The organism is Sphingobacterium sp. ML3W (genome assembly GCF_029542085.1).
Classification (GTDB): domain Bacteria; phylum Bacteroidota; class Bacteroidia; order Sphingobacteriales; family Sphingobacteriaceae; genus Sphingobacterium.
The window spans coordinates 6,214,294-6,234,658 of the sequence record NZ_CP107036.1; the positions used below are offsets into that span (position 1 = coordinate 6,214,294).

The window sequence follows — 20,365 nt, forward strand, 5'->3', positions numbered from 1 at the left end:
AGTTAGCTCATAGCCTGACTATTAGTGAATCATAAGTTTATAAGTTTAGTTTAGTAGCCACGTCGTGAGATGTGGCTTTTTTGTGCCATTTAGTTTGAAACATTTATATGTTCTTTTTTTACAACTTTATCACTTGGATTTTTGAATTCGAGCACATACTTTCCCGGTCTTAGATAAAGTATCTCTTGTGTGTTTTTTATGAAAAGTTGATCCGCTGGTATACGGTGCCCTTTTTGTTCATTTGCATAAAAGGCTTGGACAAAAAGTCCCTTTTCTTTCTTTTTTGTCTCTAATGGGGTTGCTTTTCGGAGTCCGCCAATAGTTAGATATTCGGGCCGCTTGTTAGGTTTTAAATAGCGCGGATAAATTATTGAAATGTCAACAAACTTATCATGCCATGCGCTGTCATTTTTCAGAGCAATCACAGGATCACTGAATGAATCAAGTTGGTTTACAATCCGAAATTGGCCGGTCTCAAGTTCAGGATGATATTGCTCGATATGTTGGGTCTGTGATATGGTCAGAGGGTTAATATTGGTCATGTCCTTAAAGAATTGAGCCATTTTTTTCCAATCAGTCTTAGATCCTTCGTGGATATGGTCATATCCTGCATAAACGAGTATTTTAGCATCAGGATCAGTTTTCAAAATTTTGGCTAAGTTGACCGCCTGTAACGAATCCCGCAAACGATTACTAGTTGTATTTCTCACAGCTTCGTATTTTACTAATATAAATTGTTCTCGCAAGGCTTCGCGGATCATTTCTGCAAAGAGCGGTTCACGACAATAGAAACCTGCTGTGTCTGTGATATGTTTGGTCTCGTTGATATTTTTATCCATTAGTGCTTCAATTGCGAGATATTTAAAACCCAATTGACGGTACCCATTTAATAATTGTAATACAAAAGCACGGTGATATGGAATATTGTGTGCTTCATTGATCATGACAACCTTTTCATTTTTTGATTGTTGCAAAATGTAGTTTTTAGCGTCGACAAATTGGTGCTGATTGTAAAAGATAGTATCGCAATCAACTTTGTATTCTTTGATCCATTTGACATATTGCTGATCCCAATAGAATCGTGATCTGTTGTAATTTCCTATGGCAGCGTGATAAGTGGATAAAAGTTGATTGAAAAGCCCCCGAGTCCTATCATCCATACTGTCCACGGAAAATTTATTGAATTCCTGTATTACAAATTGGTAGTTTTCCGTATGATTTTTACCGATCTGATTATGTAATTCAAGTAATTTATCGGTCGTGATCTGACCATATCCCCACTGACCAATCAAAATAAATACTAATACTAAATATCTTTTCATAACTAATGTTTTAGTTTTGCATAACTAAGATATTAGTTATAAGTCATGTTTCAAAAAATATCTTCTTATCTGTCTTTTATAAGTTTACTTATAACGCTAATTTAACTTAACAAGATAAATCAAACAACTTGCATGGGGCCTTAATTACAGACACGGACTTTATAAAGTTTCAAGGTCGGTATATATACCTTCTGATTTGGGTTGGTCGCATAGATATTGAATGTCCACCAACTTTCTTCTGCTTTTGTGTATACCAGACGGTTTGTTTTTGCATTCCAGTTTATGGATTTTATATGATGAGCATCAGCTAAGGGTGAGAATGGATCGAATTTGTGTTCTTTTATAGAAAAAATAGCCGCGCCATCTGTAAACGAAACCAGTAAACGATTTTCGTCTATCAGGGAGAGGTCATGTCCGCCTTGTCCGGGAATTTTTATTGTATTGACGAGAGTTAAGCTTTTTTTAGCATCAGTTAATTTATAGGTTCGCAGATCGTCATAGCCAAGTACAAATAATTGCTGTAATCTGTTGTTCCAGACTACACCATGCCCCGAATAGAGTGTGTCTTTGTAGATGGGTTTCTCCGGTTGGTTCAACTGATAAAGCTCCAGAGAGTTCCCTTTTGGATGAGTCGAGTTTGCCACAGCTACAAGGTTTCCGGGGAGTAGGTCCGCTGAATGGGCCATTGGTGTCTTCGCATAGAACTCAATTTTTTTATCGGCGATATTTAATAAGCAGGTTGCACCAGTGGACGATGTAATTAGGATTTTTTTATTCAAAAATACTGGCTTGCATTCATCTATTGACTTGAAATAGTCGCTATATTCCTTCGGTATTTGATTGGCACTTTCTTCGAATTGCCATTTCCAGACCACAGCTGAGCTATCTGAGCCAATTGCTGGATTGATAATAAGTACTTTGTCGTCACCACAGGCAACCCAATATCCCTTAGGGATCTGAGTCAGTTGTTGGCTATTGCCTAGAAAAGGTATTGCTAAGATGATCCACAGCACCAATGTGTCAATTATTCTACCAGGTTTCATACCTCGTTCGGTTTTAATTTCGTATTTAAAGTTAATTAGATAAGTTGTTTGAAAACGAATATGATAACAAAAATAATTAGCTTTACTTATGATCATTGATGTTTTACAGATGAAAGAGATTTATTTTTCGTGCCTCAAACCATATACTGAGGATATCGACCTACTGGAATCCTGCTGGAATGAGGTAATCGTATCATATTCCGATCAACGAAGGGCATATCATACCTTGGTGCATTTGCAGCATTTTAGCAATCAATTAGATCTTTGCAAACATAAGTTGTCAGATTATTCTACCGCCTATCTAGCTATGATTTATCATGATATCGTCTACTTTATGATGGATGGTACTAACGAAGAAAAGAGCGCACTTATTGCTGTGAACCATCTAAATATGCTGCAGTATCCATCCGATTTGATCAGCTTATGTAGCGAGATGATCTTAGCAACAAAGACACATGACAGCAATAGTTCTTCTGATATCAATTACTTTATAGATGCCGATATGTCCATACTAGGGGCTGATAGTGTATCTTATACTAAATACGCTGCTGGAATCCGTAAAGAATATGGTGATTCTATTTATTTTGACCGTGGCAGGAAACAAGTTCTGCAGAGTTTTCTGAATATGGAAAGGATCTTTAAAACAGATCTCTTTTTCGATAGGTATGAAAAACAAGCCCGTGTAAATATTCAACTGGAGATTGACAACTTAGTTTGAATTTCCTGTCGTAGCTTTACCTCCCCATTTCCGCCATTCACCGAGTTTTCCAGTTCATTAGTCTAAAGTTAATAGACTGTGGACCTATTGTGTCGTAGTTTTGAATCAACAAATAAGAACACCACCATTATGAGCATAGATGGAAATGCTCATGATAGCTTCATCACAAATTGAGGAAGAAATTATTTAGATGAAAAAACTAACACAATAGCATAAAGACATTATGAAAACACTAATAAAAACATTCGCAGCAGTCGCTTTAATTGCATTATCTACTTTCGCTATGGCAACTGAAAAAATAGTCGGAAAAACAGAGAAAGCATCAGTTAATCTTTCCACAGCAGGCTTAGCCCTTGACCATTATGTGGCGGTGACAACGAAAGGTGAATCAGCAGGAATAGAGCAGTTGTTTGCTGAGGGTTTCAGCCAAAACGTTCAATCTTCACATACAGCAATCAATAACCGTAGTGCTGTGGTCGATTTTTTCAAAAAACAAAAAGGAGAAAGGTTGAATTGTAATGTGAGCGCCCGGATCATCGAAAAGTCCGCAGACTATATGATCGCAAAAGTAACCATGAAATTTGAAAATTTCACAATGACGGATCTTGTTACTTTGATTCGTGAAGGCGACAGCTGGAAAGTATCCAAATCTATTAACTCGTATAAATAAGCAGGTCGTTTAAAATAAATATATATGTTGGAGAGCCGCATCGCGAGATGTGGCTTTTTAGTCGAGCTGTACCCTTCAAATTACATCTATTTTCTTGCTTAACATATTTATATAGGTTTATTTCCTGCACAATTATCCAAATTAAAAAATGAAGATTTTAACTGTATTGCTTGTCTTGCTTTCTTTTCAGAAATCAGTTGCTCAATCTTATGAACAATTGATGGATCTGGCTAGTACACAAATTAAATTGGAAAAATACAATGAAGCTCTTCTGATTTTTCAAAAAGCTTTTAAAAAACAAGATGATAAAGGCAAATATGATTATGCAAATGCGCTGGTGATTGCGCTACGCTGTGGTAAAACCAACTTGGCAATTGAATGGTTAAATGAAGGCGTTAAATTGGGCTTGGGCGATAATGAACAAGAGCTGTCCTATTTTAAAAATGATTCCATATTTAAATCAATATTACATGACCACACATACAAAAAAATCTTAGCGAAGATGGATGTCCAAATTCAGGAAAAATATAAACTAGACAAAATTTGGCAAGATGAAATTCTATCGAATGTGATCTCAAGAAAACAGGCTTCCTATCAAAATGCACGACAAGGTTTTGCGTTGTATCATATTAATCAAGATGGGCTTGAAATTCCATATCTTGTATTTGTTCCCAAGGGTTACCAGTGCGATACGCCAACAAGGGCTCTTTTTTTCTTACATGGAGGTGTGAGTGCTCATGAAGCATCGTTAACAGTAGACCCTCAGACACGGTTTGAACCTATTTTTACAATTGCTGATAGCACCAATTCGATTGTTATATACCCCTTTCAAAAAGGAAATCCTGGATGGAAGAATTACGACAATTGTTCTGCAATTATTGCGAAGATATTGGACGAGGTTAAGCTTCGCTATTATTTGAATACCAAAACAATTTATTTGGGGGGATTATCAATGGGGGGAAACGTCTGTTATCAGTTTGCTCTGGAACGAAATACTCCGTTCCGAGCATTTTATACGATTTCGGCACGGCCGAAGATTGTTGATTTTGAATCCAAAAACGGAATCTCAGAACTTGCTCATCCAATCTACTCACTACATGCCAAAGACGATAATCTTTATGCCTATGAAGACCTCATGAAAGTGTACCAACAGGTAGAGAAAGAGACTAAAAATTGGGTATTAAAATCTGTGGAAGATGGGGGACATGGGTTTTCATATTTACCTGCAGGTAAAAAATCAACGTTGGAATTTTTCAGAATGATGTTTAATAAAGAAGAGGAGTAATTCCTCTTCTTGCTAGATCCAAATTTTTTACGACAATTGAATTGCTCTTTATAAACTTTCCAATGTATCGGGGATTAACAGCAGTCCCAATTAAACCATATCGATATCGCATTAATATGGCTTGTTTTGAATACTAATTTAGCAAACAGTATTTTAATCTGCTATTAATGTTCCCGGTTGACTCAAAATTTTTCGGTTATCTTTCTCAACATTAAGGGTAATATCCGACGCATTTTTTTCGGCAATAATATTCCGATATATTTTGTAGGTATAGTCCCCGTTTGTGAATGTAATGACATGATTTCCCCCACTTCCGGCAAAATCCAGTTTACCGTTATTCAGCACAATATCAGGTCGCGCGTTTTCTTTGTTGCCAATCTTCCAAGAAGCATATCTATACTTTCCGTTAGCAAGTTCATCTACTCTAATCAGATACTTTTCGGTTCTTATTCTGTATACCGGATTTTTAAATTGCTTTAAAGAGCTGTGTACCTTATTTTTTTGTTGTTGGATCAGTGTTTGTTTTAGTTTTTTTTCAAAAGGGCTCTGATAGTTTATAGCGGTTATTTTCCCCATATCACTGTCTATCCATATCGTACCATTATCGAGCATGATTCCTCGCCACCCCACTTCCGTCCATTGTTCAGTTTTTGAACCTGCAATCAGATCGAGGAGTGCCTGATCAAAGACCTCATGAGACCGTTGCTTAAATTCTTTTGGGGTTTTAATATCTGGAATGGGATTTTCTCGCTTCAAGGGGTAATTTATAATGGTTGAAATCGCATCGAAGTTCTTTTGTTTGAACAGTGAGATCATAGTATTGATCTTGGCTTTTTTTGAAGCGTTAATTTCGGTATCCTGTGCCTGGCCAAAGCCATAAGTCAGTAACATGACAATTAAAAAGCTAAATTTCATCTGTTATTTTGTTATGCTGTATGTATCAGCCATGAAATTACTAAATTGTATTATTAATAATCAATTGAGTTTTCTTCCGCTATTTTATTTATTCCATAAACAATAATGTCTGAGTTATCCTCATCAATTTTACCTACGACCAATTTAAAGCCAACTCGCTCCAGGAGCTTTTTGGATGCTATATTTTCACGATGTGTATACGCTTCAATGTATTCAAATCCTGCTTCGTTGAAAGCATAATCCAGTATTGCCTTTACAGCTTCGCTCATTAATCCTTTCCCTTGAAATTGAGGAAGCAACTCGTAGCCTATCTCCGCATAATTCGTACTTCGGTCGATATTCCATAAGGTTAACGTTCCAATAAATTCACTGGGATCTATGGTATTGATCGTAAAGTAAAAATTATTTTTTATGACCAATTCTATAAACTGCCTGATATCTTCGAGATTTTTATTGACATCCCGCTGAATATACTTAGCAACTTGTGGATTGGTCCTGATATTATACATGTCTTGGAGATCGGACAGTTCGACGGGCTTCAATAATAATTTGTTTGTTGAAATTTTAGTTCCCATATCAAGTCTGTTTGTAATGAATTGACTCAATTTATGAATAAAAATTGTCATTTTATTGGTCTGCCAAGTACCTATTTTCCTCAATCGATTTCGGCTGTGGTCAACAGCTATAAATAGACCAAAAAGGCTTCTTTTCCCATACGACTAAAAAATTATAAGAGAAAAAGTATACTAGATTTCTGAAGTTGTTAAGCCATATTTCTCTTTGAAAGATGAATAAAAATGACTTAGGTTTTCAAAACCAAGATCCAGATAGAAACTTGTTGGTTTTTGTTGTTTGTGTTTAATTAAATAGTAGGCTTCTTCCAGACGTCTATTCTTGAGCCATAATTTTGGACTGCAATTAAAGATCTCAGCAAAGTCACGCTTGAAAGACGATATGCTGCGTCCCGTAAGTTTTGCAAATGATCCTAGTGGAACATTAAACATATAGTTGTTGTTCATAAATTCTTCCAGATCAATTTTATACGTTTTAATGAAATCGAATAAAATATATTTTAAATCAGGGTTACTATCAAGCAAGAGCTCAATGGCCTCCCTGACTTTTATATCTGCAAGTCTTGGTGTTGCCTGTTTTGTTTTATTAATATAAGGAGCAAGCGAAAGAAAATAACTGCTGAGGAACTCATTAGGTTCAAAGAATAATTTCTGTTTTCCGCTATATTGCGTATCTATAACAATTTTATTTTCAAAAGCGTAACGCTGTAAGGTTTCTTTGTCCAACGTTATCGCAATGAAATTATACTTTCCAGATTTTGAAGGATATTTTATTGTACGGATAAGCTGATTTTTTTTGACCAGAACGACCATATTTTCATGGATAATGGTAAATCCCTGATCATGAAAAGCATGTGTCTCGCCGGAAAGCTGAAATCCTAGAAAATGATCCGGATAAAATTCCTCGGATCCCCTATGTTTTTCAAAAGCACAGGAATACACTAGTCTATCGAATATGATCTCGTGAGTTGCAGTCATTATACAAATATCACTAAATTAAAGAATTATCCGACTACCAGCACTTGCAATTTCCTTATCCTGTTCTGGAGTACCTCCGGAGCAGCCAATAGCTCCAACGATATTGTCTTTCGCGTCTTTAATGACTATTCCGCCAGGTATTGTCAATAAACCATCATTGGAGTTGATCATTCCATAGGAATGGATATCAGCTCCAGCAATAATACTCCCCATGGTGTCGCTGTCTACACCAAACATGACCGCAGTTTTTGCCTTTTTTATAGCGAAGTCTATAACACCAAAGACACTGTCAAGTCTTGCTAAAGCCATTAAATGGCCGCCATTATCTACGACTACTATGCAGACAGAAATACCTAATTCGTTTGCTTTCACAATAGAAGCATTCAATATTTGGGTTGCTTGATTATAGTTTATATTCATCATATTGGTCCATTATTTTGTAAAAAGAGCACAGCAGGGTAGCTGTGCCCATAAGATATTGTTTCTTCAACTAACTTTTTGCCGTCCAAGCTTCAATCTGCAGCTGTTTTACAAAATCTTCGGTTTCCTTAGGATAAACATTCCTAAAATTAGAATTTTCGTCCAGCGCTACATCTACAATGCAATTGGCCATAGCCTGTGGATCTAATTGATTATTCAACGATTCAGCAATGCCATCAAATACAGCAGATGGTGTAAAATTGATCTCGGGATCGTACCAACGGAATATGCTATCCACGCCACGGTCATTAAATCCTGTACCATACACCCCGGGATTACATGTCGCGATCTTGATGTTAAAGTCTGCTAGTTCGGTTTTTAACCCTTCTGCAATTGCTTCCATCGCGTGTTTTGAAGCGCAATAAGCTGCAACATAAGGCACTGTCCAAAGACCGCCCATCGAAGTAGTGAACACGACCTTGCCTGGCTTTTTCTGTGCAATAAATTTTTTGATAAAGCCTCGTGCAAGTTCGAGACCTCCAAATACATTGACATCAAACATGGCACGGATTAAGTCCATTGGCTGTTCAGCGATTGGCCCACCTTCCATGATGCCAGCGTTGCTGATCAGGATATCTATATCATATTTCTTGTGAATATAAGCCAGATCCCGGGGGTTGGTCACATCTAATTTGTCAACGATAAGATCGATTCCTCTTTCGGTAGCCTCACGTATTAAGTCACTCACCTGTGGATAAACCTGTGCAGTGGCAATTACTTTGTAACCCTTGCTTGCCAGATCAAATGCAGCAATTTTTCCAAAACCGCTTGCAGCTCCTGTTATTAATATTGTTTTACTCATTTTTTTAATCTAAATGGTTTAGTCTAAATTACATGAGTTTGCATGTTATAAGTATTTCTGTACGGTTCAATTTTATATTGTTCAATGGCTCAATCTTCCAATGTGAAAACGCATAGTCGTGAAGATGCGGTTAGATTCAGTGCCATCCTGCGATCTGGCTTTTTCTGTTTTTAAGGGAGCAGGTAGGAGATTCTTTTCTAAATAATACTTATTTAACAGGTATATTATTCGTGTTTAAAACGGACTTTATACGCTTTTATCCGAATGAGGTCCGAATGAGGTCCCTATGAAGTCCGTATAAAGTCCCTATTAAATGATAAGATAATTCGAACCAATACACTTTGTTTCCTCGTTATATTAAGACAAAGGACAGTTTATAAAATCCATAGGGAAGCAAAAAATGCTGTCGCCTGATCATTTGTTAATTTTCTTCTGAAATAAGCAAAACCGTTTTAGTTTTTTTATATTTGTTTTATTCAATCTTATGGATATATCAATAGCTAAGCGATAGACGTCCTGGAATCTAAAATTTTTCGGAATGCCAGCACGAGTTTATTATCAGATTTTATGGCGGTAATAAATTTATTGAATGTGACCTAAGACGGATAGGGGATAACCAAAATATGATAAAGCTATAGCATTTTTACTTTTCAACGAAGGGGATAGTTCTTGCTATTTTGTCATCACTATGAGCGAAAGGTCCGAGATTTGGTGACCCATTTTTTATATTTTCACCGGAGTGACAATGTATAAACCGAAATATGATCATATTGAAGAGAAGGAAAACCTGTTGGCCCTGCGTTCGGGCTGCCAAACAGCTTTTCGTCAAATTTATACCCTCTACAGTGGCCGAATCTATCTCAACATTCGTAAAATGGTCAAGTCCGAACAGGATGCTGCTGAGCTTTTACAGGAAGTTTTTATAAAAGTATGGGATAAGCGGGAGCTAATTGATCCCGAACAGTCTTTTCGATCCTACCTGTTTCAGATTGCAAAATACACCGTATATAACTTTATCCGTAAAAATAATTTGGAGAAACAGATTCAAGCCTACCTTAGTCTCCATAATACACAATTATATAGCCATGTAGAGGAACAATTAGACGAAAAACAGGACGAACAATGGCTCTCCCAGACGATTGAACAGCTTCCACCCCAGCGCAGACTGATCTACAAGCTTTGTAAGATCGAAGGTAAAAGCTACGCCGAAGTAAGTACCTTATTAAGAATATCGACTTCGACTATCAATGATCATATTGTAAAAGCTACTAAATACATCAAAGAAAGGCACGGTGTTTTGGATAAGTCCACGCTGCTAATTGCCTCTTTTATACTTCTCCAGCATCATTAATTCATCTTATTTTCTTTAGGCTGAAAAAATATAAAATAAAATTGCAACGGGAGCAGATGATCATTGCTTTTGAAGTGTATTAGCTAAAAAGAAGATAACCAATTGTGGAGAAAAAAATACTTCAACATACGTTGAGGCAGTATATACATGGGGAACTCAGTGAGGAAAATTCCCGCGCTTTTCTGTCTTATATAAAATCTGGGGAAGACCGGATACTGCTGCAGGAACTGATCCAGGAGGTACTGGATGATCCTGTCGATCAAGCCTTGCTTCAGGATCCCGAACTCCTGCTCGTATTGGATAACACATGGGAGCAATTACATCTTCAGATAAATAAACCGAAAGTGAGATCATTGTGGTCCTGGAAACCTGTGGCTGCTGCTGCCGCTATCGTCATTGGAGTAATGTTTGCTGGCTGGTGGTTTTTTGATGGTGCAAGTGATCCCCAAAACCAACCGTCCGCGCAAGAGTTGATTTCACCAGGAAAACAATCCGCGACCTTAACTCTCGCCAATGGCGAGCAGATTCGCTTACAGGAGACCATGAATGGACAGATTGCAGATGAAATGGGGATCAAGATATCTAAAAGTAATGATGGACAATTGATCTACGAAGTAGGGGGAAATGTTGGTGCTGGAGCCGGCAATCATATATTATCAACAACCAAAGGAGAAACCTATCGGATTAAGCTACCAGATGGTACACAAGTATGGCTCAATGCCGCTTCAGCCCTTAAATATCCAATGCGGTTTGCCCTGGAGGGAAAAAGGGAAGTGGAATTGACAGGAGAAGCCTATTTTGAGGTAGCAAAGGATCCCAAACACCCTTTTATCGTCAAGACATCCGGTCAACAGATCAAAGTACTGGGTACTCATTTTAATGTAAATAGCTACGCTGACGAACCAGTATTACGGACTACCCTTTTAGAAGGGAGTGTCGAAGTATCTTCCAGCAACCAAAAACTTCGGTTGCTTCCAGGACAACAGTCGAGTCTTAACACCAACGGAGTGCTTAAGTTACAGCAAGTAGATACAGCTCCAATAATTGCGTGGACCAGTCACGAATTTATGTTTGATGGGGATGATATCGAAAGTGTAATGCGCAAAATAGCACGCTGGTATAACGTGGATGTGATCTATCAGGGAAAAAAAACAACAGAGAAGTTCGGTGGTGGGATATCCCGCTTTGATGACGTAAAGCAAGTCCTAAATCTGCTTGAAAATACGGGGGCAGTCCATTTCAGGATTGAAGGGAAAACCCTATATGTTCTTCCGTAATTATTTAATAAATAATTGATTATAAATACCTAAAAAAGCAACTGATGAATAGAAATATACAAAACGAATAGTCACCACGGTGGGCTATAAGAAAGCAACCAAGATCCCGAAGGACTCGGTTGCTGTTTGGGACAATTAAATTTTAACTATCCAATCTGCATTATATTTCTGTTTTGGACGACTCGAATATACTGCAAATCAAACCTTGCAAATGTATCAAAATTATATCAGAAAAAAGGCGATAGCATATTTGCTATTCCGTAAACTATGGCTTATTATGCGATTGACGACCATAATTATCTTGGTTACTTTTATGCAGGTTAGCGCTTCGACTTTTGCACAAAAGGTAACATTGGAATACTCTAATATGAGCCTTAAAAGAATATTTAAGGACCTCAAGTCACAGACAGGGTACAATTTTCTCTATACAGAACGGCAAATGTCGGCGGCTACACCTGTCAATATAAAAGTAAAAGACCGTATGTTGTCAGATGTACTGGTTCAGCTTTTTGCAGATCAGCCGCTGTCGTATCAGATGGACAGCAAGACAATCGTTATTCGGGACAAGCCCCGGTCTACAAGCATAGGCCCATCAGTACAGCAAGAGACTGTGCCAGTTCAGGCAATCATCAAGGGACGGGTGACCAATGAGCGTGGTGAACCGCTTGCCAACGTTTCCGTTCGCGTAAAAGGCAATGAATCAGCTGGAACTTCCACTGCCGCTGATGGTGGTTTTACGATCGGTAATCTTTCTCCTAAATCTACACTGATTTTTTCCTCTGTCGGGTACGATCAGCAGCTTGTGGAACTCGCTACTATGCGTACAGAGGAATTGGGACAGTTGCATGTGCTGATGAAAAGCAGCAATAGCCAGCTGGAAGAAGTTATCGTTATTGGATATGGTACTACGACGCGGCAGCGGGTTGTCGGTGCTGTCGATCAGATCAGTGCAAAGACCTTTCAGGACCGACCGGTCGGCAACGTCACACAGGCCCTGCAGGGCGCTTCCCCAAGTTTGACCATTCAACAGAAAAGTATGGATCCAAACGATAATTCAATGAACATCAATATCCGTGGAATATCTACGGTAAATAGCAATGCGCCACTAGTAGTGATTGACGGAATTATTACCGAAGGTGGGACACTGAACAAGATCAATCCGGACGATATCGAAACCGTGTCGGTACTCAAAGATGCAGGTTCCACAGCTATTTACGGCTCACGGTCGGCAAATGGTGTCATCTTGGTAACCACAAAAAGGGGGCGCCAAAATCAGAAACCCTCAGTTGCACTTGGGACGCAATGGGGTGTGCAGCAACCCGAAATCTTGTTTTCCCCAGTTGCTGGCTATGAAAACGCGACCTTACGTAATCTTGCGCTCACCAACTCAGGAATGGATCCACAATTTTCGCCGGCGGCGATTGCAGATCTGTACGCACACCAAGATATTGAGAAATGGAATTTGCCGGAAATCATGAAAAATTCGTTTCAACAAAAATATAATATCAGCGTCATAGGTGGTGGTGAAAAAAGCTCTTATTTATTCTCGGGAGGCTTTTATAATCAGCCCAGCAATTTTGTTGGACAGGATTTTGGGGTAAAACGCTATAATCTGCGGACGAACCTCAGTACTGAGATCGGTCGTTTTAAACTGACCTCGATTTTAGCTTATACGCGTAACAACAATATGAGCAATACTGCCGGAAGTGCTATTATCAATGCTTCCCGCCTCCCTTCTTATTATTACTATCGCATGCGGGCCGATAATGGAAAATACCTGGTCAACAACGCCTTGACAGATCAGAACCCCCTGGCGGAACTAAATGAAGGCGGTTATATCAAAAATGATAATGACTATTTTAACATCAATCTGAATCTCGAAGCAAAACTGTTCGACGGTTTGAAGCTGCGCGGTATTTTTGGCGCAGATATCTATGCAGACCATCGTTTTATCCGACGGATCCAAGTACCCCTGTATTCCAACCCTGATGCATTGCAGCCACAGGTATTCGTAAATTCGGATCGTAATACAGAAGATTTTAATGAAAAAGCCTCTTTGCTGAATTTCCAGTTACTGCTGGATTACGATAAGACCTTCGGGAGCCATCACGTTTCGGGTTTGATTGGTGCATCCAATGAGTCCTATACTCGTAGACAAAATGAACTTAAAATGAAGTTTACCGATCCAGTGCTGGGAACACCTACTACCGGAACAGTTATCGATCCTGCCAGTGCCCGTGTCACACCAAATGGAACTTTACAGAATAGCATCAACTCAATCTTCGGTCGTGCCGGATATGACTTTGAAAGTAAGTATTTTGCCGAATTCAGCTTTCGCTACGATGGATCTTCCAAGTTTTCAAAGGCAAACCGCTGGGGATTTTTTCCATCAGGATCACTTGGATGGCGAGCATCGGAAGAGCAGTTTATGAATTGGTATAAGGAGCATGTCGGTAGCCTCAAGATTCGGTCCACCTATGGTGTACTGGGAAATCAGGCCGTAGATGACTATTCGTATTATTTTACTTATGAATCCTATCCAAACAGCTATGGGTTTAACAATAAGCCAGTAGCTGCCGCGGGATTTAACTATGCCAGTTTGGACTTGCGCTGGGAGAAAACCTATAATTTCAATGTTGGCCTTGATGCAACTTTCTTTCAGGATAAACTGACGGCAAGCTTTGATTACTTTAAGAAGCGAACAGTAGATATTCTGATGTCACCACAGATCCCATCCGTGTTTGGGACCTTATTAAAAAACCAGAATTTAGGCGAAATGAACAATGAAGGCTGGGAGATCAACCTGACCTATCAAGCTAAAACAGGTGAGTTTCAGCACCAGATTAACGCTAATATGGGCGATAGCCACAATAAGATTGTCTCCATGCCGGGAGATGACCGGATTTCAACAGTAGATAATATCACCAAATTGACACGTGTAGGCTTGCCGTACAATTCCTATTATGGCTACAAAATGGCTGGACTCTTCCAGAACATTTCGGACATAGAGACCTCGGCCCTGCCAAGTGGCATCACTGCCGCTGATCTGCGACCAGGAGATGTCAAATATGTAGATCGCAATAATGATGGAATGATCGATGCACGGGATAGATTTGTCCTTGGTAATGGTTTTCCACGATTTACATTCGGCCTGACCTATAACCTCAGTTATAAGGATTTTGATTTTAGCATGTTCTGGCAAGGTGTTGGTAAACGGGATATGATGATCCGCGGTGAACTGATCGAACCCTTTCACCAGAATTATTCGTATGCTATTTATCAACATCAACTGGATTACTGGACACCGACAAATATTGATGGGCAGTGGCCTCGACTTACAGCTAATGGATCTACAGCCTCAACAAACAACTTTGGGAAAGATTCTGATCTCTATCTTTTCAATGGGAAGTATGCGCGTCTGAAAAATCTCCAAATAGGATATTCATTACCAAAGAATGTCATTTCTAAATGGGGTCTACAGCGGGTACGCTTCTTTGTTAATGCCCAAAATTTGCTGACATTGAGTAAAAACTCCTGGATAGACCCCGAGTCTTCCGAATTTGATTCCAACATGGGAGGTTCAGCCAATAGTGCCCGCAATTATCCAACGTTGAAATATTATGGCGGCGGATTAAATATTCAATTCTAACCATTTATGTGATGAGACTATATAAATTACTTATAGGAGGCTTGAGTTTAATGGCTGTTGTTCATTTCACTTCCTGCAATAAGTTGGATACCTTGCCAACAGATAGATTTACTGATGAGAACTTTTGGGATTACCCAGAAAACGCAGAAAAAATGGTCAATATGGCCTATAATCAGCTCTTCTCAGCCGACCGGTTATGGAATGATGAAGCGCTGAGTGATAATATTTTTGAAGGGCGGTCAAATACCGACCAACGCGCTATCCGCAATGGAACTGCCGACCCTACGTTGGGACGTTTTGCTTCGGAATGGTCCGATCTCTATGGCGGCATCAAGACCTGTCACGTCTACCTTGAAAATGTAGATCGTGTCCCCGGAATGGATGCTGTGCTCAAAAAACGCCGGATTGCGGAGGTACGCTTTATCCGAGCATTCCTCTATTTTAGACTGGTCAATTTTTACGGCGACGTTCCTTTCTTTACCAAAGACATATCCCTAGAGGAGTCTAAAGTCATTCCGAGGACAGCCAAGGCAACCGTCATGGCATTTATCCACCAGGAATTGGATGAATGTATGGCTGATCTGCCCAGCAAAGATGTGTTGCCTGCAGATGACAGAGGCCGAATTACAAAAGGTGCGGCTTCGGCTTTTCAGGCGCGGGCTTTTCTCTATGAGAGCAACTGGAACAAAGTATTGCAGTATTGTGAGAACTTGATCAAGAAACAAGGGGAATTTGGGACATATGCGCTTTTCGATAGTTATCCGGAATTGTTTACTGCAGCAAAAGAATACAATTCGGAGGTGATTCTGGATTACGGGTATGTGCCACAGTTGAAAACCTGGAATAAACTCTATGATGCCGCTCCGATCTCTGCTCAGGCGCGACTGAACGGCTATGCCCCTTTGCAGAGCCTTGTTGACAACTATATCACCCTTGATGGAAATACCATAAACACGGATCCTAACTACAACAGTGATAATCCTTACATAAACCGTGACCCACGAATGGCGGCAACTCTCGTTTTTCATGGTGGCCAATGGACTGACTTTGATGGGACAGTTCGTAAGATTTTTATCAAGCCAGGCTCCGGAGGTACAGATAAAGAGCGCTTGGATGAGTATCAGGGAGCAAGTGCGAATGCTTCTGCAACCGGCTATTATGTAAAGAAATATTACGATGTGACAGCGACGGTAAAATACGATGCCGGGCTTAATATTATTATGTTCAGATATGCTGATATCTTACTGATGTATGCCGAAGCAAAAGAGGCACTGGGGCAACTCGATGCCACAATTTGGGATATGACAATCAAACCTATCCGCAAAAGAGCAGGCTTTGTAGTGGATAAAGCGCTGGACTTTCCTGTCACTGGTGATCTGAAAACGATCGTACGAAATGAACGAAGAAGCGAACTCGCTTTAGAGGGGCTGCGTTACTATGATATCGTACGTTGGAAAGCAGGTAAAACCTTTTTGGACGGACAGGTGACCGGTGCTAAATACGGTGGCAACAATAGCTATATCAAATTGGATATTAGACGATTTGACGAGAGTAGAGATTATCTATGGTCGGTACCAAGGACACAGATTGACCTGAATAAAAATTTGTTGCCCAATAATCAAGGCTATTCAAACTAAAATTTAATCGAAACTAACCGTTGCAAACGATAGCGTGAACAAGGTCCGTTTTGAACTACAAAATTAAAGATAAAGACATGAAATGGTATTTTAAAGTTATAGCAATGCTCGCATTGGTTGCGAACATCGTTTCCTGCAAAAAAGACGATATGAAATACTCGGATGCGGATGTATCCGCTGTGGAGAATTTATATGCACCTGCGGATGGGAAGGCAGTCAAATTATTGAGCTCGACCTCTGCGGCTCTGTATTTTGAATGGGAATCTGCACGGGTTGCCGATGGGGGAGCGGCCCAATATGAAGTTGTTTTTGATAAGGTAAATGGCGATTTCAGCAAGCCACTATATACCGTTACTTCGGACAATAACGGAAATTCAAACGGCGCGAATATCAGTCACAAAATATTGAATCAGGTGGCGGCCAAAGCTGGGATAGAACCTGGCGCAAGTGGTGACATCAGTTGGTCCGTGTATTCTATACGGGGCATGAAACGTGTGCTGAGTAAAGTGAAAAAAAACCTGAATATCAAAACGCTGGAAGGGTTTGCAGATATTCCGGACGAATTGTTTATCACCGGTGAAGGTGCTGAGAACGGTACCGCCATTGCTCAGGCAATACCGTTTAAGCTTATTGGTAATGGTGAATATGAGGTCTTTACAAAATTGGAAGCCGGTAAAAAATATATCTTTACGGATCGCAAATCGGCGGATGGACGTGTATTCTATTCCGAAGATCAAACCAAGATAAAAGAAGAAACGACCGGTAGCAATACCATTGCCAAGACTGCGGTGTATCGAATTCGAATTGATTTCAACGTTTCGACGATTATCTATTCTGAAATCAAAAGCATGGGTGTTTATTTCTCACCTTCAGGTGCGGTGGTACTGGATCTCCCTTATCAAGGCAAGGGTATCTGGTCGGCAACAGGTGTCATCAACTTTAAGCAGGAAAGCTGGGGGCGCGACCAACGCTATAAGTTCCAGATGGAAACGGTCAAGGCCGGAAAGGCAGAGACTGTACAATTAGGGACTCAGACGGGTACCGATAGCCCACCAAACAGCTCTTCAGCCCCATCGTATTACTTTGTCCGTATATTACCTAATCTTTCGCAATGGGATGACAAATGGAAATTTGTGGATGCAGTAGATGGGCATCCGACCAAAATCTCCATGATCTTACAAGGGGACAAAGATTATACACATGCCGTAGTTCCAAATTAAAAAGAGGAAATGATGAAGAAAATAGTGATAATCTCATCCATGCTGTTCTTACTGTTTGGGTGTACAAAAGTCGAGGATACCTATCTATACGATGATACGATTCAGGAACCTTGGACAGCGGTCGCTACGCAGGTGTCCGACAAAATGATCTCTGGTTTCTGGAATGAAGCGGGATATTTCAACAATGCCATCAACCAATCGGATCAGGGCTTTCAATACTGGCCCAATGCCCACGCGATGGACGTGGTTATTGATGCCTACCAACGGACGAAGGACGCTAAATACAGCGCCTATTTCAGTAAATGGTTTGAGGGCGTCAGGGTTAAAAATGGCAACACTTACTATAATGTATTCTATGATGATATGGAGTGGAATGCCTTGACTATGCTGCGCCTATATGAGACGACCAAGGAGCAGAAATATCTCGATGCGGTACTACTTTTATGGACTGATATTTTGAAAGCCTGGAATGAGCAATATGCTGGCGGTGGATTGGCCTGGCGCAAGGATATGTTATACAGCAAGAATGCTTGTTCTAATGGACCTGCTAGCATTCTTGCGGCTAGACTTTATAATTTAACAAAAAATGAAAACTACCTGACCTGGGCCAAAAAGATCTATGAATGGCAGAAAGCAACCTTATATAATCCATCTTCAGGGGCTGTATATGATAATATCAATGGCGAGACAGATGCGGTTGATGTGACCACGTTGACCTATAATCAGGGAACTTTTCTTGGTACGGCTGTGGAGCTTTTTAAGATTACCAAAGATCCGATCTATCTGGTCGATGCGCAGAAAATTAGTTATTACACTATTACCCGCTGTATAGATGTGGGTAATAATATTTTGCGCGACGAAGGCAATGGTGACGGTGCGCTGTTTAAGGGTATATTTATCCGGTACTTTGTTGAATATTTGAACCTGGAGGGAATCGATGCAGGTTATCGCGCAAAGTTTGAGAAGTTTTTGGTTAACAACGGTAAAATTGCCTGGACCAAAGGAACCAGCCTGCCAACGCTACTATTTGGCTCTTCTTGGTCTCAGCCACCGATTGGTAACAGCGAAATTTCAGCTTATGCCAGTGCTGCCATGCTGTTTGAAGGGCTGGCACGCTATCAGATAAGGTCAAAATAACAGATTGGATACCTCGGAGCCATTAGATGAGCATTAGTTCCTGATGGCTTCATTAAACTAATAGATGCAGATGAAACAAATAAACCAGATAACGACGACATTACTTCTGACAGGATTATGCTATTTGACGACGCAGGCGCAAGTTAAAAAAGATCAATTCTCCGAACGCGCGCAAAAGACCCTAGATGTGGTCTATAACAAATATGGGGGCGCTGAAAATAAATTATTGATCGAAAAATATCCTTTTGATGAAAATTTTAAAGCAGATTATCTGAATAATAACGAACAAGCAGGGCAGCAGAAAAAATACGCCTATCTCTGGCCTTTCTCTGGCAGTTTCTCGGCCGTAAATGCATTGATGGAGCTGTCAAAGGATAAAGCCGACCATCAGAAAGTATTGGATCAAAAGGTACTGGTAGGACTCCGTGAATACAGAGATGAACAGCGTGTACCTGTGGGCTATGCGTCATATATCAATTCCGCACCAGCATCAGACCGTTTTTATGATGACAATATATGGTTGGGGATTGATTTTACTGATAGCTATATCCAGACCAAAAAGGCTGATTACCTCAAATATGCAAAAGAAATATGGGCTTTTGTGAAGAGTGGTGAAGATAACAAGCTTGGCGGTGGTATTTATTGGTGTGAGCAAAAGAAGGAATCCAAAAATACCTGTTCGAATGCTCCCGCAGCAGTGTTCGCGCTAAAACTATTTGAAGCAACCAACCAGAAGGATTATCTAAATGAAGGTCGACGGCTATATGAATGGACAAAAGCAGGTCTGCAAGATCCAGATGACAAGCTATATTGGGATAATATTCATCTTAATGGGAAGGTAGATAAAGCCAAATATTCCTATAATTCAGGCCAGATGTTGCAGGCTGCAGCCTTGCTTTATAAACTAACGAAGGAAAAAAAGTATCTGATTGATGCGCAGCAGCTGGCTGAAGCTTGTTTAAGCTATTTTTTTCAGACCAGAGATGGAATTGATTTTCCAGTATTAAAAAATAGCAATGTCTGGTTCCATGCTGTCATGATGCGGGGATATATCAGTTTGTTCGAACAGGATGGGAATAGAAAATACATGGATATTTTTGCGAAAAATCTTGATCTGGCATGGCATAAGATGCGCGATCAGGATGGGCTGTTTGATGCCGACTGGACATTGGAGAAACCCAAAAAATCCAAGTGGTTGTTGGATCAATGTGCTTTTGTGGAGATGTACGGCCGCTTAGCAAAATTCGGGTATTAGTAGTTTCTTTTATAGGTGTTGTTGTCAGTTTTATTACTGAACAAAACAAATCAT

17 protein-coding genes are annotated in these 20,365 nt (G+C 39.9%); 10 read left to right on the plus strand and 7 right to left on the minus strand.

Annotation, left to right across the window (positions count from 1 at the left end; genetic code table 11):
• Positions 1–89: 89 nt before the first annotated feature.
• Together OGI71_RS25695 and OGI71_RS25700 are read right to left on the minus strand one after the other, a co-directional pair.
• Positions 90–1,322, minus strand: a complete 1,233-nt coding sequence (locus OGI71_RS25695) for a hypothetical protein (RefSeq protein ID WP_282252998.1) — start codon at positions 1,320–1,322, stop codon at positions 90–92.
• 140 nt (positions 1,323–1,462) lie between these two features.
• Positions 1,463–2,365 (minus strand): DUF6528 family protein, encoded by a 903-nt coding sequence (locus OGI71_RS25700; RefSeq protein ID WP_282252999.1) that lies wholly within the window; start codon positions 2,363–2,365, stop codon positions 1,463–1,465.
• Between the two features lie 109 nt (positions 2,366–2,474).
• Between OGI71_RS25700 and OGI71_RS25705 the strand changes: the two genes are divergently transcribed.
• The 3 genes from OGI71_RS25705 to OGI71_RS25715 all read left to right on the plus strand — a co-directional run bounded on the left by OGI71_RS25705 (position 2,475) and on the right by OGI71_RS25715 (position 5,038).
• Entirely contained in the window at positions 2,475–3,083 is a 609-nt protein-coding gene (locus tag OGI71_RS25705; RefSeq protein ID WP_282253001.1) for a hypothetical protein, read from the plus strand.
• A 223-nt stretch (positions 3,084–3,306) separates the two neighbouring features.
• Entirely contained in the window at positions 3,307–3,753 is a 447-nt protein-coding gene (locus tag OGI71_RS25710; RefSeq protein WP_282253003.1) for a nuclear transport factor 2 family protein, read from the plus strand.
• A 148-nt stretch (positions 3,754–3,901) separates the two neighbouring features.
• The gene (locus OGI71_RS25715; protein ID WP_282253005.1) at positions 3,902–5,038 is read left to right on the plus strand and encodes a dienelactone hydrolase family protein; all 1,137 of its coding nucleotides are present in this window, start codon (positions 3,902–3,904) and stop codon (positions 5,036–5,038) included.
• Between the two features lie 153 nt (positions 5,039–5,191).
• Here OGI71_RS25715 and OGI71_RS25720 read toward each other — a convergent pair whose 3' ends face one another.
• From OGI71_RS25720 to OGI71_RS25740, 5 genes are all read right to left on the minus strand, one after another.
• On the minus strand, positions 5,192–5,953 hold the full coding sequence (locus tag OGI71_RS25720; protein WP_282253007.1) for a hypothetical protein: 762 nt from the start codon (positions 5,951–5,953) through the stop codon (positions 5,192–5,194).
• Between the two features lie 53 nt (positions 5,954–6,006).
• Positions 6,007–6,528, minus strand: coding sequence for a GNAT family N-acetyltransferase (locus tag OGI71_RS25725; protein ID WP_282253009.1), 522 nt, complete (start codon positions 6,526–6,528; stop codon positions 6,007–6,009).
• 171 nt (positions 6,529–6,699) lie between these two features.
• The gene (locus OGI71_RS25730; protein WP_282253011.1) at positions 6,700–7,503 is read right to left on the minus strand and encodes an AraC family transcriptional regulator; all 804 of its coding nucleotides are present in this window, start codon (positions 7,501–7,503) and stop codon (positions 6,700–6,702) included.
• An 18-nt stretch (positions 7,504–7,521) separates the two neighbouring features.
• The gene (locus OGI71_RS25735; protein ID WP_282253013.1) at positions 7,522–7,926 is read right to left on the minus strand and encodes a heme-binding protein; all 405 of its coding nucleotides are present in this window, start codon (positions 7,924–7,926) and stop codon (positions 7,522–7,524) included.
• A 67-nt stretch (positions 7,927–7,993) separates the two neighbouring features.
• Positions 7,994–8,785 (minus strand): SDR family oxidoreductase, encoded by a 792-nt coding sequence (locus tag OGI71_RS25740; protein ID WP_282253015.1) that lies wholly within the window; start codon positions 8,783–8,785, stop codon positions 7,994–7,996.
• Between the two features lie 745 nt (positions 8,786–9,530).
• Between OGI71_RS25740 and OGI71_RS25745 the strand changes: the two genes are divergently transcribed.
• The 7 genes from OGI71_RS25745 to OGI71_RS25775 all read left to right on the plus strand — a co-directional run bounded on the left by OGI71_RS25745 (position 9,531) and on the right by OGI71_RS25775 (position 20,311).
• Entirely contained in the window at positions 9,531–10,136 is a 606-nt protein-coding gene (locus tag OGI71_RS25745; RefSeq protein ID WP_282253016.1) for an RNA polymerase sigma-70 factor, read from the plus strand.
• Positions 10,137–10,240: 104 nt separating this feature from the next.
• Positions 10,241–11,413 carry a FecR family protein gene (locus OGI71_RS25750; RefSeq protein WP_282253017.1) on the plus strand — a complete coding sequence of 391 codons (1,173 nt, stop codon included), beginning with the start codon at positions 10,241–10,243 and terminating at the stop codon, positions 11,411–11,413.
• A gap of 211 nt (positions 11,414–11,624) precedes the next feature.
• Positions 11,625–15,062: a TonB-dependent receptor gene (locus OGI71_RS25755; RefSeq protein ID WP_282253018.1), complete on the plus strand. Its 3,438-nt coding sequence runs from the start codon at positions 11,625–11,627 to the stop codon at positions 15,060–15,062.
• Positions 15,063–15,073: 11 nt separating this feature from the next.
• Complete coding sequence (locus OGI71_RS25760) at positions 15,074–16,699, plus strand: RagB/SusD family nutrient uptake outer membrane protein (RefSeq protein WP_282253019.1); 1,626 nt, start codon at positions 15,074–15,076, stop codon at positions 16,697–16,699.
• A gap of 77 nt (positions 16,700–16,776) precedes the next feature.
• Positions 16,777–17,919 (plus strand): SusE domain-containing protein, encoded by a 1,143-nt coding sequence (locus OGI71_RS25765; protein ID WP_282253020.1) that lies wholly within the window; start codon positions 16,777–16,779, stop codon positions 17,917–17,919.
• 9 nt (positions 17,920–17,928) lie between these two features.
• Positions 17,929–19,056, plus strand: a complete 1,128-nt coding sequence (locus tag OGI71_RS25770; protein WP_282253021.1) for a glycoside hydrolase family 76 protein — start codon at positions 17,929–17,931, stop codon at positions 19,054–19,056.
• Between the two features lie 70 nt (positions 19,057–19,126).
• A complete protein-coding gene (locus OGI71_RS25775) occupies positions 19,127–20,311 on the plus strand; it encodes a glycoside hydrolase family 76 protein (protein WP_282253022.1) in 1,185 nt (394 codons plus the stop codon).
• Positions 20,312–20,365: the final 54 nt, after the last annotated feature.

What these genes read in the sequence shown, in the direction of transcription:
- OGI71_RS25695 (WP_282252998.1), bottom strand. Translation starts at nt 1,322, where the DNA reads ATGAAAAGATATTTAGTATTAGTATTTATTTTGATTGGTCAGTGGGGA.
- OGI71_RS25700 (WP_282252999.1), bottom strand. Translation starts at nt 2,365, where the DNA reads ATGAAACCTGGTAGAATAATTGACACATTGGTGCTGTGGATCATCTTA.
- OGI71_RS25705 (WP_282253001.1), top strand. Translation starts at nt 2,475, where the DNA reads ATGAAAGAGATTTATTTTTCGTGCCTCAAACCATATACTGAGGATATC.
- OGI71_RS25710 (WP_282253003.1), top strand. Translation starts at nt 3,307, where the DNA reads ATGAAAACACTAATAAAAACATTCGCAGCAGTCGCTTTAATTGCATTA.
- OGI71_RS25715 (WP_282253005.1), top strand. Translation starts at nt 3,902, where the DNA reads ATGAAGATTTTAACTGTATTGCTTGTCTTGCTTTCTTTTCAGAAATCA.
- OGI71_RS25720 (WP_282253007.1), bottom strand. Translation starts at nt 5,953, where the DNA reads ATGAAATTTAGCTTTTTAATTGTCATGTTACTGACTTATGGCTTTGGC.
- OGI71_RS25725 (WP_282253009.1), bottom strand. Translation starts at nt 6,528, where the DNA reads ATGGGAACTAAAATTTCAACAAACAAATTATTATTGAAGCCCGTCGAA.
- OGI71_RS25730 (WP_282253011.1), bottom strand. Translation starts at nt 7,503, where the DNA reads ATGACTGCAACTCACGAGATCATATTCGATAGACTAGTGTATTCCTGT.
- OGI71_RS25735 (WP_282253013.1), bottom strand. Translation starts at nt 7,926, where the DNA reads ATGATGAATATAAACTATAATCAAGCAACCCAAATATTGAATGCTTCT.
- OGI71_RS25740 (WP_282253015.1), bottom strand. Translation starts at nt 8,785, where the DNA reads ATGAGTAAAACAATATTAATAACAGGAGCTGCAAGCGGTTTTGGAAAA.
- OGI71_RS25745 (WP_282253016.1), top strand. Translation starts at nt 9,531, where the DNA reads ATGTATAAACCGAAATATGATCATATTGAAGAGAAGGAAAACCTGTTG.
- OGI71_RS25755 (WP_282253018.1), top strand. Translation starts at nt 11,625, where the DNA reads ATGTATCAAAATTATATCAGAAAAAAGGCGATAGCATATTTGCTATTC.
- OGI71_RS25760 (WP_282253019.1), top strand. Translation starts at nt 15,074, where the DNA reads ATGAGACTATATAAATTACTTATAGGAGGCTTGAGTTTAATGGCTGTT.
- OGI71_RS25765 (WP_282253020.1), top strand. Translation starts at nt 16,777, where the DNA reads ATGAAATGGTATTTTAAAGTTATAGCAATGCTCGCATTGGTTGCGAAC.
- OGI71_RS25770 (WP_282253021.1), top strand. Translation starts at nt 17,929, where the DNA reads ATGATGAAGAAAATAGTGATAATCTCATCCATGCTGTTCTTACTGTTT.
- OGI71_RS25775 (WP_282253022.1), top strand. Translation starts at nt 19,127, where the DNA reads ATGAAACAAATAAACCAGATAACGACGACATTACTTCTGACAGGATTA.